This window comes from Algoriphagus boritolerans DSM 17298 = JCM 18970 (assembly GCF_900108085.1).
GTDB lineage: Bacteria > Bacteroidota > Bacteroidia > Cytophagales > Cyclobacteriaceae > Algoriphagus > Algoriphagus boritolerans.
Genome location: NZ_FNVR01000024.1, coordinates 15,744 through 29,802, shown reverse-complemented (window position 1 = coordinate 29,802; position 14,059 = coordinate 15,744). Strand labels below are relative to the sequence as shown.

Annotated in this window: 12 protein-coding genes; 3 read left to right on the top strand and 9 right to left on the bottom strand. The window is 42.6% G+C overall.

Annotated features, from left to right (window positions below; translation table 11 throughout):
• Positions 1 to 147: 147 nt before the first annotated feature.
• Positions 148 to 1,527, bottom strand: a complete 1,380-nt coding sequence (locus C4S61_RS16665; protein WP_103925939.1) for a sulfatase family protein — start codon at positions 1,525 to 1,527, stop codon at positions 148 to 150.
• A gap of 161 nt (positions 1,528 to 1,688) precedes the next feature.
• On the opposite strand from C4S61_RS16665, the gene C4S61_RS16660 reads away from it, so the two are divergent.
• Complete coding sequence (locus tag C4S61_RS16660; protein ID WP_103925938.1) at positions 1,689 to 2,861, top strand: MFS transporter; 1,173 nt, start codon at positions 1,689 to 1,691, stop codon at positions 2,859 to 2,861.
• A gap of 30 nt (positions 2,862 to 2,891) precedes the next feature.
• Positions 2,892 to 3,332 carry a nuclear transport factor 2 family protein gene (locus tag C4S61_RS16655; RefSeq protein WP_103925937.1) on the top strand — a complete coding sequence of 147 codons (441 nt, stop codon included), beginning with the start codon at positions 2,892 to 2,894 and terminating at the stop codon, positions 3,330 to 3,332.
• A gap of 232 nt (positions 3,333 to 3,564) precedes the next feature.
• Here the strand turns inward: C4S61_RS16655 and C4S61_RS16650 are convergent, their stop codons facing one another.
• From C4S61_RS16650 to C4S61_RS16625, 6 genes are all read right to left on the bottom strand, one after another.
• Positions 3,565 to 4,416 (bottom strand): sugar phosphate isomerase/epimerase family protein, encoded by an 852-nt coding sequence (locus C4S61_RS16650; RefSeq protein WP_103925936.1) that lies wholly within the window; start codon positions 4,414 to 4,416, stop codon positions 3,565 to 3,567.
• An 83-nt stretch (positions 4,417 to 4,499) separates the two neighbouring features.
• Positions 4,500 to 5,516, bottom strand: a complete 1,017-nt coding sequence (locus C4S61_RS16645) for a ThuA domain-containing protein (protein WP_103925935.1) — start codon at positions 5,514 to 5,516, stop codon at positions 4,500 to 4,502.
• A gap of 96 nt (positions 5,517 to 5,612) precedes the next feature.
• On the bottom strand, positions 5,613 to 6,482 hold the full coding sequence (locus tag C4S61_RS16640) for a DUF808 domain-containing protein (RefSeq protein WP_103925934.1): 870 nt from the start codon (positions 6,480 to 6,482) through the stop codon (positions 5,613 to 5,615).
• A 215-nt stretch (positions 6,483 to 6,697) separates the two neighbouring features.
• Positions 6,698 to 7,576, bottom strand: a complete 879-nt coding sequence (locus C4S61_RS16635) for a phytanoyl-CoA dioxygenase family protein (RefSeq protein ID WP_103925933.1) — start codon at positions 7,574 to 7,576, stop codon at positions 6,698 to 6,700.
• A 243-nt stretch (positions 7,577 to 7,819) separates the two neighbouring features.
• Positions 7,820 to 8,122 carry a hypothetical protein gene (locus C4S61_RS16630; RefSeq protein ID WP_103925932.1) on the bottom strand — a complete coding sequence of 101 codons (303 nt, stop codon included), beginning with the start codon at positions 8,120 to 8,122 and terminating at the stop codon, positions 7,820 to 7,822.
• A 67-nt stretch (positions 8,123 to 8,189) separates the two neighbouring features.
• Positions 8,190 to 9,341 carry a 6-bladed beta-propeller gene (locus C4S61_RS16625; RefSeq protein ID WP_103925931.1) on the bottom strand — a complete coding sequence of 384 codons (1,152 nt, stop codon included), beginning with the start codon at positions 9,339 to 9,341 and terminating at the stop codon, positions 8,190 to 8,192.
• Between the two features lie 733 nt (positions 9,342 to 10,074).
• Between C4S61_RS16625 and C4S61_RS16610 the strand changes: the two genes are divergently transcribed.
• The gene (locus C4S61_RS16610) at positions 10,075 to 11,499 is read left to right on the top strand and encodes a Gfo/Idh/MocA family oxidoreductase (protein ID WP_103925928.1); all 1,425 of its coding nucleotides are present in this window, start codon (positions 10,075 to 10,077) and stop codon (positions 11,497 to 11,499) included.
• 205 nt (positions 11,500 to 11,704) lie between these two features.
• Here C4S61_RS16610 and C4S61_RS16605 read toward each other — a convergent pair whose 3' ends face one another.
• Entirely contained in the window at positions 11,705 to 12,937 is a 1,233-nt protein-coding gene (locus tag C4S61_RS16605) for a M48 family metallopeptidase (RefSeq protein ID WP_103925927.1), read from the bottom strand.
• Positions 12,938 to 12,942: 5 nt separating this feature from the next.
• Positions 12,943 to 13,989, bottom strand: coding sequence for a PorP/SprF family type IX secretion system membrane protein (locus tag C4S61_RS16600; RefSeq protein ID WP_103925926.1), 1,047 nt, complete (start codon positions 13,987 to 13,989; stop codon positions 12,943 to 12,945).
• Between the last annotated feature and the right edge of the window lie 70 nt (positions 13,990 to 14,059).

Sequence of the window (14,059 nt, the reverse complement as noted above, 5' to 3'; positions counted from 1 at the left end):
TCTAGGTCAGACTTTTCTTGGAATATTGCAAGCCTATTATGAATTGTGGCTTACCATGTTTATTTTAAATATCGGATTCTATTGGCTCTAAAAAGATTCTAAAGACCTAGGCTACGGGACAACTGATTTTGATTTTAAAGGTGCAGGCTACTCCACCGTCTTTTTCACCCTAGCCCTCACATACCCCTCCACCTTTTTCTCCAAATTTTGTCGGAGTTGGCTGATGAGTTTTTGGTGTTTGGGATCGGCGATCAGATTGTTTATTTCCAGGGGATCGACTTGTAAGTCATACAGTTCCTCATGAGTTGGATCATTGATGTAGCGAAGGTATTTCCAGCGCTCAGTTCGGATGGCTTCGCTAGGAGGAATAATCGGAGTCTGCCAGAGGTGCTCGGCGAGGAATTCCTTGCGCTTGGCCAAGGCAGCTGAGTTCAGCGAAATCCCCTGCCAGGTTTTCGGAGCCTTAGCTCCTGCCAGATCCAGAATCGTTGCAGTCACATCGATATTCAGGGCAAAATCGTTATTTCGTTTTCCTCCTTCCTTCCTCGGATCAAAGACGATCAGTGGCACACGAAGCGAATTGTCGTACATCAGCCACTTACCTGCAAGTTGGCGCTCTCCGAGAAAGTACCCGTTGTCTCCCATAAAAATGATCACGGTATTATCTGCCAAACCTCTTTCTTCGAGGATTTTCCGAATTTTTCCGATTTCAGCATCCACCTCAGAGATCATCCTGTAATAGCCCTTGACGCTGTGCTGATACTTTTCAGGAGTATCAAACCGCCAATGCCAGCGCTTGCGGCTCTCACCGTTTCGGACAAATGCCGGTTGCGCCTGGAAATAAAAGTCTTCCTTCAACAATGGATCCGGTATTGTAATATTTTGATACATCGTGTCGTATTCAGGCGACCAGAAATACTGCAACTTGGCAGGATCATGAGCATGGGGAGCACTGAAGCTAATCGAAAGCATAAAGGGCTGTTGATCTGGAGCATGCTGAATAAAATCAATCGCCTGCTGCCCGGTATAGCGTGTAAGGTGAACGGTATCTTTTCCCAAAGTCTTGAAGAAAAAACCCCTTCGATCATCAAATTTCCCATTCCGATCATAACTATCCCCCTGATCAAAAAGCTTCTCAAAGCCCGCGTAATTCACCCCAAACTTCCCGAAAAACCCCGTGAAATAACCTGCCTTCCGGAGATGAATTGGGTAGGATTGATTGATGTAAGGTTCTTTGATTTCGCCCTGCCCAAAGGTATATCCATGCGTGCGCTCATAGAGTCCGGTCAGAATACTCGCCCGGCTTGCGGCACAGATCGGCGTGGTGACGAAGGCATTTTCATAATAAATCCCTTCTGCAGCGAGTCGATCCATCTCAGGGGTCTGGATAATCGGATTCCCCGCAAATCCCAAAGCATCCCAACGATGATCATCAGTCAGAATAAAGATGATGTTAGGACGATTTTGCTGAGAAAAGCCATTCAGATAAAGGGCAAAAAGGAAGAATAAGGAGAGGTGTTTTTTCATTTCCAGAAGTATCTATCATGGCAATAGAGTAATTCTTTCCTCAGTAACTATCCTGCTCGGGTAAAAAAAATGTCACTCCAAAAATAAATTGGAGAACTATCCATCTTTTCTAATTTTAACCTACTGCAAGCTGATCTTCTTAAGAAACTAGACGCCCCATTTTGAAAAAATCACTTCTTCTGCTGATCATCTATCTGGCATTTATCAGTCTTGGACTTCCTGATTCGATTTTGGGTGCAGCGTGGCCTGCGATGTTCCGGGATTTGGGCGTTCCATTGGATTATGCAGGATTCATCGCAATGATCGTGGCCGCAGGGACAGTGATTTCCAGCCTTTTCAGCGGTAATCTGATTGGAAAATTTGGTGTAGCAACGGTCACAACTTTCAGTGTTGGCATGACAGCATTGGCCTTGATGGGCTTTGCTTATTCCCACCACTTTCTCTACCTCTGTCTTTTGGCCATTCCTTTGGGACTTGGAGCAGGTAGTGTGGATTCCGCACTCAATAATTATGTGGCCTTGCACTTTCAGGCAAGTCACATGAATTGGCTTCATTCGTTTTGGGGAGTGGGTGCGGCAATTGGCCCCTTGATCATGGCAGGATTTCTGGCAAAAGGACAAACCTGGAACAGAGGCTACGAGGCAATTGCCTGGATTCAGATCGGCTTAGTTTTAATTTTGCTTTTTTCTCTGCCACTTTGGATGAAAAGCAAAGATCCAAGCGATGGAAACCCTAATCCCAAGTCTCCCAATCTTTACTCCTTATTGGTCAGGATTCCGGGGCTAAAGTACGCTCTTGCCGTATTTTTCTGCTATTGCACGATTGAAGCGACTTTCGGTCTTTGGAGTGCAAGTTACCTGGTTTTTGAACGGGGGTTTGAAGTCGATCAGGCAGCCAGACTTACTTCCTTATACTATCTGGGGATTACAATCGGGCGGTTTTTATCAGGATTTTTGACGCTACATTTCACAAACCGTCAGTTGGTCCAACTTGGAATCGGATTGATTGCCCTGGGATTGGTGCTGCTTTTCCTACCCTTTCCAATAACCATTTTGCCGGGTTTTCTACTGATTGGATTGGGTTGCGCGCCGATTTTCCCCAGTCTCCTGCATGAGACACCTGTCAATTTTGGAGAGAAAAACTCCCAAACCATCATGGGTATGCAGATGGCGAGTGCTTATGTGGGAATTACGCTGATGCCCTTTCTTTTTGGAAAAATGGCAAGTTTCACCGGCTATGGATTTCTGCTGGGATTCCTGGCGATCTTTCTACTTTTGATTTTCGGGATGACAAGTCTGATGAACAGGAAAGTCAGACTGGGAAAAATCGTTTAATTGCTTTGACAATATTCACAAAAACTAAAAATGAAACCTCTCTTTCTAGCCTCATTATTAATCCTTTGCCTTCATTTTTCTTCTTTTTCTCAAAATCACAAAGAACAACTCTTTCAGTTGGATCAAGGCTGGGAAAAAGCCCTTTTGGAATCGGATGTGGCTTTTTTGGAAGACCTTCTGGCAGATGAGTTTGTCTGGGTTCACAATCACGCCAGTTTGATCGACGGAAAAGAACAAGCCCTGGCAAGAGCAAACCGAATCAAAGCAGGGCAAGCTGACAATACCAGAAACAGAACTTCTAAAGACCGGCAGGTGGTAATTTTAGGAACGACCGGAGTGGTCAGCGGCTATACTGTGGTGGATCGAGGCCCAAGTCCAACCACCTATCACTTTATGCGGACGTACGCGCTGGTCGATGGCAAGTGGAAACTGCTGGGTAATCACACAATGGCGATACCGGAGGAGAAATAATGAGCAGGCAGTCTCAGTTTTCAGTAGGCAGTAACTACCTGAAAATTAAATTTGATCGGGGTTCTTTGAATTTGATCCCAAACAGGCGGGCAGGCTCTGAACATTGATTTTGATACTTGGTCATTGATCATTGATCATTGATCATTGATCCTTCCAACTTACCATTAACTGTTTACCACTCACACCTCGCTTGTTTCTTGTTTCTTGTTTCTTACTTCTAGTCTCTTGCCCCTCAAAGCCCATACTTCTTCCCCATCTCCCTGATCAACTTATACCCATTTTCAGCCATATCCCAAGGCGCTGAAAACTCCCTCCACACGCCAATTGAATTAGCAAAGGCAGGATCATTGCGGGTAAAGCCTTCGATGGTCAGCCAACCGGAATAACCGACTTTTTTCAGGGCTGCAAAAGTCTCATCAAAATCCACATGTCCCGAACCCGGCGTGCCCCGATCATTCTCGGAGATATGGAAATGGCCCAGTCTTGGAGCGATCAGTTCGAGCGCCAATCCCAGCTTTTTCTCTTCCATATTCGCATGATGCGTGTCAAACATGGCTTGAACGTTTGGATGGTTGACTTTGGCAAGCAAATAATCCAGCTGCTCCATGGTATTGATTAGGTAGCATTCGAAGCGGTTGAGTGCTTCAGGAGTCAAAAGAATCCCGAGTTTTTGTGCATAATCGCCAACATCATACAGCACCTCAGCGGACCAATTGTATTCGTCCTCGATGGGAGCTCGGGAAGCAAAGGTGGCAAAGGCCGAATGGTAGGGACCGCACAGCACCTGAGAATTCAAATCAGCTGCGCGATCAAGAATCCAGTTGAGTTTTTCTTTAGACTTCTCCCGGATTTTGGGATCAGGGGAAATGGGGTTTTCGTCAGGTCCCATTACAGTTACAGTGGTGACTTCCAGTCCGATACTTTTACAATGATCACCAACCAAGCGACAGGCTTTTTCGTCAGTTCCTCCTACAAAAAATTCAGCCCCATCATAGCCGATAGCTTTCAGCCGGTCTAAAATTGGAAAAAGGGCCTCGGAGATTTCCGCTGACCACGCGAGTACGTTAAATCCTATTTTGTTCATGGTTTTTTATTGTCAACTGTCCACAGGCCACGGTCGACAGCACTCATCTGTGGACTGTTGACCGTTGACTGTTGACCAAAATTTCACTTAAAATCTGATACTCTCATCCCCTTCCTAAAGGTATCAAAGCCAAAGTTGGTCGGCTTATACTCGCCCACATACTCCACATTCAAATCGGGACTGATCGTATCCTCCATTTCCAAAAGCCACAAGGACGCATTGAGTACCAATCTTCTCAGGTCTGCACTTTGAAAACCAAGTGATGAACCCATGGTGGAAGCAAAGGCCATTCCCGGCTTTCCTCCCTCAATCTGATAAGGTTTGGTCCAGGCTATCGGCATGACCGATTTCTCCCATATGAGTGGTGCTTTGTCATCCATTCCAGCGGTCGATTGCCCATAGATCAACACTTCTGCATCGGCTGGAAGGCTTTGGATACCATACACGTCTTCCGGTACCCAGATATCTTTCACTCCTCGAAGGACAGGATGATCATTCATTTGCTGCACGCCGTCGATCAATGATCGGGAACCTTCCTTGGCATGAACCCCGTGGTGATTGACCCAGGTTTCTCCAAAAATCCGCTTCCCAAAGCCCTTTTCCCAACCCGCTTCTTTGCCGTTCCAAGTCCACTTTGCAAACTTTGATTCCTTGTTTTTTTGGTACGCAAAAGCATGAGTCGATGTACGCAAACCGATGATGGGTTTTCCTGCTTTCAGGAAATTTTCAATGTGTTGGGTTTGATCGTCAGGAAGTTCCCGAAATCGGATCAGCATAATCATCAGATCTGCTGATCCGAGATGTTCCAATCCAGAGATATTATTTTGATAGCTCGGGACTATATCTCCAGATTCCGGATGAATGGGAAAGAGTACGGTTGTCTTAAAACCATGTCTTTCGGATAGGATTTTAGCCAACATCGGCATGGATTCTTCCGAGCGGTATTCGTCATCTCCTGCCACCAAAACAATGTGTTTGCCTTTTCCAGGTCCCTCTTTTCCTTCAAACTGGAGAAAGGTTTGTCCATTTTGAGCGCTAGCGAGTAAAGTAAAGACAGTTAGTAGAAAGATGGAAAGAAGGCCTTTTCGAAAATTAAGCATGGTTATGAGAGTTTTGGATTTGCTTGGCAAAACAGTATTCTGATTTGAACGCTCAAAATAGAGTTTTTTGAACAAATACTAGTCCTGCCCAGGAGGTTATGACTTTTTCCGCAGCTTTTTGAAAATCAATACCGGAATCATCACCAAAATACCCACGACCAATCCAAGCAAAAACTCCTTGACAATTGCAGGCCAAGATTCTAGCAGCTGATGAAAAAAGTCAATATTATGTGCAAAAATTCCGCCTGCAACCAGCAATAAGGCCAAAGTTCCTATCACTCCCAGCGAGCGGATCACCCAGGGAAGCGCACTGACCAGAAGCTTTCCAACTTTATCAGAGAAACTGTCCGTTTGCTGGTTGAGGTTGATCAACTTCATTCCAAATTCATCCATACGCACGATCAACCCCACGATTCCATACACTCCCACAGTCGCAATCAGGGCAATCACAGATACCACTGCGATCTGTGTTCCCAAGGGCTTATCCACGACTGTACTCATGGCAATGATCACAATCTCCACCGAAAGAATAAAGTCCGTGGTGATAGCCGACTTGATCTTTTGCTTTTCCAAAGCCAAAATAGCCTCTTCTGTCAGTTCCAAATCCAAGCGAGTGGCTGTTTCCTTGGGATGGGGCACCAGATATTCATAGATTTTTTCTGCCCCTTCATACGCCAGATACAACCCACCGATTACCAAAATCACGATAATTGCAGGAGGATAAAAGGCACTCAACAGAAAAGTAATGGGCAAAATGATGATTTTGTTGAGCAAGGATCCCTTGGAAATCGCCCACAGCACAGGAAGCTCCCGATCCGAAATAAATCCGGAGGCCTTCTCTGCATTTACGGCCAAATCATCCCCTAAAATTCCGGCAGTCTTTTTTGCTGCCACTTTACTCAATACCGCCACGTCATCCATAAGGGTAGCGATATCATCCAATAATGCAAAGAAACCTGAAGCCATTAAGATTTTTGATTTACAAAGTACGATTTACGGGAAATGGGTACAAAGTATCAAGTACAAAGTACCAAGTATTGAAAGGAATGATGCCAATTGGCATTAGAAATTCGACTCTTATACTTGACTTTACAAAAACAGATCGCCTACAAGCCTAGAACCTGATTAGAAAAGCTTTCGGGCAGGATTGGCCAACCTTCCCACTTTGCAACTTTTACACCTTACAACTTCCCCGGATCAAAAATAAGCGGAAAAAACTTCCCTCCCATTTTTTCACCTTTTGGAATGACAGGAACGCCTTCCAAAAGTGGCTCATCGGTATCCGAAACTGTCCCATCGGCAAAAACATTCAAAACAAAAGCCTTTCTGGATCGAGAGGAGAAGTTTGCAAAGCTGCCATGCACCAGTAAAGGATGGTGAAAAGCGGCATGCCCGGCTTTGAGAGGAATCGCCACGGGTTTGAATTCAGCCTTTTGCTCCTCGGTCATCATGGCCATCAAGCCGTCCATCTCACCGGCAAGTGCAGGCTTATCGAGTAAACCCCAGCGATGCGAACCCGGCACGTATTGGAGACAACCGTTTTCTTCTGTCGCATCGTCCAAACCGCACCAACAAGTCAGATGCTGCATCTCTACAGTGCGTGTCCAATAGGAATAATCTTGGTGCCAAGCCACATTTCCGCCATGATGGGCTGGTTTGCAGAAAAGCTGATCATGCCAAAACCGAACTGGCCGATCTCCCAACAATTGACTGGCCGCCACTCGAAAAGCCGGGTTCCAGATCACATCGTGAAAAGCTTCGGCAATGCGCCAATGACCCAGAGAATGAAACAAAACTTTATTTGGATCTCCTGACTCATTGCTGTGAAATTCATGGAAAAGATGATGAAGCGGATGCTGTGGATCCATTACCTCATCCAATGCATTTTTCAAGGCTTCGATTTGGGTTTTCTCCAAAAGTTTTACATCCGCTAAATAGCCATTTTCATGAAAAAACTCGACCTGCTCCTTACTAAGGCGGTATTGATCCCAATCCGAGGCCGTTTTGGGTTGGGGAAAAAGATCAGTGATCGGATAATGAAAGTCGGCTAGGTCGTGCATGGGCTTGAGGTAAATTAAGCAAGGAAAAGATAGAGAAAAAAGGTAAGAAACTATAACTGAAAATATTCCTTCCGAAACAACTAAGTAAAACTTAAAAAAGATCTAATCCCTAAACCTCAGTTAATTAAAATAATTACTAAGCTTCTCTTGATTTCCTTGCTCAAACACTTCCAAACAGCAAACTTTCCCGTTATTGAAATATCCAAGCTTAGGAAAAAACTCATGTTGAGTTAGAATAGACAATTATCCTATTTCATAAATATGAACCTCATCCAGTGAAATAACCTTTTGCAAGGAAAATCTTATTTCCCTCTCTTTAATCTTTTTGTTCCTAACAACCAATAATTTTATTTCAGGATTTTCTGAAAAATGTTCTTTTAAAAACAAATTCAAATCTTCAAAACAATTAAAACAAGAGCTTCCAGGTAATATCAGGACCAAGCCCTCTCCTTTTTCTATTATTTCAGGAAGATCTTTTATGTAGTAAAATCGATCAGTACTCAATCCTTCATTTACAAGTTCTCTCAAAGACCTGATTTCAGTCATCTCAAAGTTTTGCTTTTTTTCTTAAGGTGAAGAACATCCTAAAGCTAAACTAAAAACCACAAAGAGTTTATTTTTCATCAAAAAATAAAATTATAGGATTGTCTCCGTCTTTCACCTGAAAAAGCACTTGGTATTCTCTTAAAATACTGGCTTCAGAAGGTATTACCAAATAGGCCCTATTATTACCTAAAGTCCCGAAGGAAATTTCTTCATCCAATTCAAGTACTACATCTTGTCCCAAGTAATCAAATGAAATCTTCCTTCCTGATTTAAGAATTTTTTCACTTTTATCATACACAGAAACAAATGGAATACCTTGATTAAAAAATTTATATAACAGGTATCTTTCAAATTCTACCACATTCCCAACGTTGTAGGATTTATCAGAAGAATTGATATATTGGAATACATCAACAATAGAAGAATAATCCCTACCAATCAACTCATTCTCGTTCACCTTGTTTGAACCAAAATCAATATAATATTTTGGAAATACTTCCATATTTTCACTCACATAATAAATAGTATCATTAAAAGAATTTACAAAATTGTACCCTATTGGTCCTTTGGAAAAAAAGTCGTGTCTGTAAACATGAAGATACCTGGCTTTTTCAGGATTAAATTTCAAATGGTTTTTGCTTAGCGCAAATCCAGTTGCTAAATTTTCCCCTACAATCGAGTACAATGAAGAAAAATTATCCAATACTTCTAAATATCCCGAAGTACCAATTAATCCCTTTTCTAATTTTTCAACCCCAAACAAAGGATAATTTAAGGAATAATCAATTTCCAATTCAAAATCATAGTTAAATTGGAATATGGATCTTTGATTCGAGTCATATAACCAAAGTCTATCCTGCTCTGGCAAAATAAGCACATCTGTAAGGTTAACATATTCATCCGGCCCGCCAATTCCTTTGGTGAGTTTTTTTTGAAAATCTCCATTTAATTTAAATTTAAAAAGGGAATTACCTCCTTTTATAAACACCAAATCATCATCAACCAATACCTTATTGATATAATCAATGATCGAGGAATCGTTAGATTGAAGTTTTATCAACCTATCAAATGTATAGAATTTAGACAAATTCAAGATTGATGCTTGACTTGGCAAGTCTTGACTAATAATATTTAGACTGACATTTTCAGCGTGATTAGAAGGACTTGAGCACGATAAAAACAAGAAAAATAATGATAATACCTGTAACTTAATTGTCATAGTCTGAAATTAAATAAAATCCTAAAAAAAAGTGCTATTCATCTTCGAGAGAAAAATAGCACCCAAACCAAAACCATAATTTAAGAATGTGAACCTCCACATCCAGCTGCATAACAACAAGAAGAATCAGTGTTTGCGCAACAATATCTACTTCCTGAAGAATTTCCCATTAATGATCCACAGCTTGGAGCTGGTGGATCGCACATTGTTTGTGAGTATCCATTTGGAATTACACTCGAAAGAAGGAGGCTTTTCTCTCCACCTGGACTTGAAAGATCTAGGGAAAACAACCCTAAAAAACACAGGGCAAAAATGATCGTCAACTGAATTAATCGTTTTTTCATGATAATATGATTTTAAAAGTGGAACATAGATCATTTTATACCAATAAAATTAAATATCAAACTTTTCTTAATTCCGAATATCCATTTAACTAAACCCAAAATCTTGAATTTTTATTTATTTCAGAATAATATTTTACCACTCCTCATTTTTCTTTTAATTATTCAAAAGAAAATTTCTTTCGAAATCGATTCCGAAAATTATAATTTTAATTTCAAAATTCAGGAAAAATTCCTCTTACAACATTCTATCGCAATCCTTTCCGTTTATTTTCAAATCAATAACCCCAAGTCATCATTTTGATTCTTAAATTTAGGAAATCCTAACTACTAGAATTTAAACATTTTTTTATATTCATATTCAATAGTTCCAACCAAAAAATACGCCTATCATGTCAACGAATAGAAGAGACTTTCTGAAAACCGGAGCCACTACGGCACTTGGTCTTTCAGGTTTTACCTTGATATCTCCTCAAGTACTCGGAAAGTCCATGGGCTACGTGGCCCCATCCGATCAAGTAAATCTGGCTTGTATCGGCATCGGCAATCGAGGAAATGAAATTATCAAGGCACTTCACAAAACCGGGCTTTGCAACGTCGTCGCCCTCTGCGATGTGGATATGGGCGCCAAGCAGACTTTGGAGGTGATGGGCATGTTTCCCAAAGCCAAAAAATATCAGGATTTCAGAAAGATGTTTGACGAGATCGGGGGTGACTTTGACGCGGTGAGTATCGCCACACCGGACTTTTCCCACTTTCCCGTGACGATGATGGCTTTGGCAGAAGGCAAGCATGTCTATGTGGAAAAGCCCATGGCGCGTACTTTCCAGGAAGTAGATCTGATGATGGCCGCAGCAAAAAAATATCCGAAGCTGGCTACCCAAATGGGAAATCAGGGCCACTCTGAAGGCAACTATTTCCAGTTTAAGGCTTGGAAAGAAGCGGGCATCATCAAGGATGTCACAGCCATGACTGCCCACATGAACAGCCGAAGACGCTGGCATGATTGGGATCCGAAGATCACCCGATTCCCTGTCGCTGAACCCGTTCCTTCCACTTTGGATTGGGATGTATGGACCAGTCAGGCTCGACCTCATCCCTTCAACAAAGATTACCACAATGGGCAGTGGAGATGCTGGTACGACTTCGGAATGGGAGCCTTGGGAGATTGGGGTGCCCATATCATGGATACGGCGCATGAGTTTTTGGATTTAGGACTTCCATACGAAGTCAATCCTACCAAACTCTCCGGACACAACGCTTTCTTCTTCCCCATGTCCACCACCCTGGAATTTAAGTTTCCGGCAAGGGGCGCTATGCCTCCGATGACGATCACCTGGCAAGATGGACTGGATAATATTCCGTCGGTGCCGGATGGATATGGTGTTTCTGAACTCGATCCTAATATTCCACCACCAAGCAATGGTCAAATCCAACCGGCAAAACTAAATCCCGGCAAAATCATTTACAGCAAAGAACTTACTTTCAAGGGCGGTTCACACGGAAGCACGCTTTCGATCATTCCTGAGCAAAAGGCTAAAGAATGGGAATCCAAACTTCCCGAGGTACCTGCAAGTCCTTCCAATCATTTCGAAAACTTCCTCAAAGCCTGCAAAGGAGAAGAAAAGACCCGATCCCCATTTGAGATTGCAGGACCGCTGAGTCAGGTATTTTGTCTGGGAGTGATGGCCCAGCAGATGGGCGTAAAACTGGAGTTTGATCGGGAAACCCGACAAATCACCAATAACCCATTGGCGAATCAGGTCTTGGCAGGCATGCCCCCAAGAAAAGGATGGGAGGAATTTTATAGAGTGTAGAAGCTAGATTGAAGTAGCAAAAAGCTAGACGCAAATATCAAGACTAAAAGAGACCGCTGAAATATTTTGGCGGTCTTTTGATTGATAGGAAAAAGAATGGTCTTAGTAGATAGTCTTTTGAAAAGCAAAAATGAGATTTATGACAGAAAGTCGAAGGCCAAAAATCTTTCAATTTTTCAATCTTCAAATTTTCCAATTCTTCAACTCACTTTTCCAATCGCTCCAATCGCTCTAAAAGCGGGGGATGTGAATAATTGACAAAAACATACCAAGGATGCGGATTGATATTGCTGAGGGTCTTGACAGAGAGTGTTTTTAAGGCTTCGGCCAAAGGTTCGCCGGCAAAAGTCTGCTTGGCAAATTCATCGGCCTCAAATTCATTCTTGCGACTTAGCCAGTTCATTCCGATTCCCATAATCATGGAAACAGGCGTAAAAAGCATCGTGAACCCGATAATGTTGAGTTCAGCCGACCAAGCTTGTCCACCAAGAGCAAAGCTCATATTTTCCGAAAAAATAAACTGAGCCAACAAAAACAGCATCAATCCCACCTGTACCACCGAAAGAAACATGCTCCAGAGGATATGCTTTTTCTTGTAATGTCCCACTTCATGTGCCAATACAGCTACCAATTCGTCCGGTGGGTGCTGATCCAGCAAGGTATCGTAGAGGACGACTTTTTTCCTTTTGCCAAAACCAGAAAAAAACGCATTGGCTTTAGAGGATCGTTTGCTGCCGTCGATTACAAAAATATTATCCAATGGAAAATCCACCGATTGCGCGTAATGTAGGATTTTACTTTTCAAATCCCCTTCGTCCAGTGGGGTGAGCTTATTGAAAAGCGGTAAAATCCATGCGGTGTAAAACAGATTGATCATTACCATAAAAGCGGCTGCGATAATCCAAAACTGCCACCAGAAATCCGCTCCCATTTGATGGATGAGCCAAAGAAATACAAGTAGCAATCCCCCACCTACCAAGATAGAAAGTACATAACCTTTGATTTTGTCTTTGAAAAAAGTGCTTACTGAAGTTTTGTTGAAGCCGAATTTTTCCTCAATCACAAAGGTATTGTAGTAGTCAAAAGGCAAGCTCAAAAGATCCGATCCGATGAAGATCAATCCAAAAAACACCAAGGATTTAAGTAATGGAGGAAATCCAAATCCGGCAACCCAGCTGTCAATTGCTCCAAACCAACCCAATGCTATAAATAAAAATGTGAAAACAAAGGAGAATATTCCAGCCAGAAGTGTAAATCGAAAATTCTCTTTTTGGTAGGCCTTGGATTCTTCTAGCTTGGACAGATTAAGATATTCCGACAGCGTATCTGGAATTGGAGGAATGGGGTTTTTAACATTCAAGAACCCCAGGGTTTTTCTCACCAAAAAGCCAAACACCAAAATCCCGACAAGCAGGTATTTTAAATTTTCCGGACTCATGAAAACTAAAATTTAGGACAAGGCAAAATGGTATCCCTTCGGAGCGGTTTGCCCTGATAGCTATTGGGCAAGGTCCAAGATAAGCTCAGTTCGTGTGCACCTCCCGACTGAATTCCTAATTGAGAAACAGTGTAATCAAAGCTGTAACCGATATTCAAACCGCTCAATAAGTTAACCCCTACCATCATCACAATCGCATCGCGATTACTTTGGTTCTCCACAGGCTTATAGGGTAATCCTCTGTACCAAAGGCCAAAAACGATCGGTTCCACATAAAAATATGCACCAATATCCAGCTGCTCGAAAGGTCCCTGCTGTTTATAATTGATAGTAGGCGTGATGGATCGCTTTCTTCTGATGTGGGTAAAATCTCCTCGCATGGCACCTTCGCCTAGATCGATTCGATAGCCTGCATGAAAGGAAAGCTTCATCGGAAGTGGACTTACACCATCTATAAAGGATTGATTAGGCTCATTGACATGATGGGCAGAGATGCCGGCCCATAGATTTTCGGTAAAGAATAAGCCCCCAACTGAAAGGGAAAGCATTCCCACCGGATCTCCTAAGCCAGGGATGTCTGTTCCGGGAAGAGTTGGACAAAACGGACAACTTGGATCTATCTGGTTAGCAAAGACCAAATTTTCGTAAAATCCGATTTCTCTTCTGATGTAACTCGCCTGAAAGCCTGGCCGGAAGTAGGAATTCTCCCCTAATTTTAGCTCGTAGGAGTACATTGCAGAGATAGTGGTAGACCGAAGCTTAGCCGCGCCTTCGGTATCCTGCATGATATGAATCCCAATTCCACTGTTGTAATCTGCCAAGTAGGTATCATAATAGGCTGAAAAAGTAGTAAACTGTGCGTCGATGGAAGGCCATTGATTCCGATAATTGAATCCCACACGACCGGTAAGCTCTCCACCTGCCATGGCAGGATTCAGATAAAGTGGGGCTGCATAATACTGGCTATATTGGGGATCCTGAGCGAAAGCCGAGCCGGCCAGGCTAGAGCAAAATCCAATAAAAAAAACAATACGTAGCAGAGACCGTAACAAGGATTTGTTCGTTTATTTGAATATTCAGTTAGCTTCTAAACGATTCAACGCTTTGGTTGTTTTAGTAAGC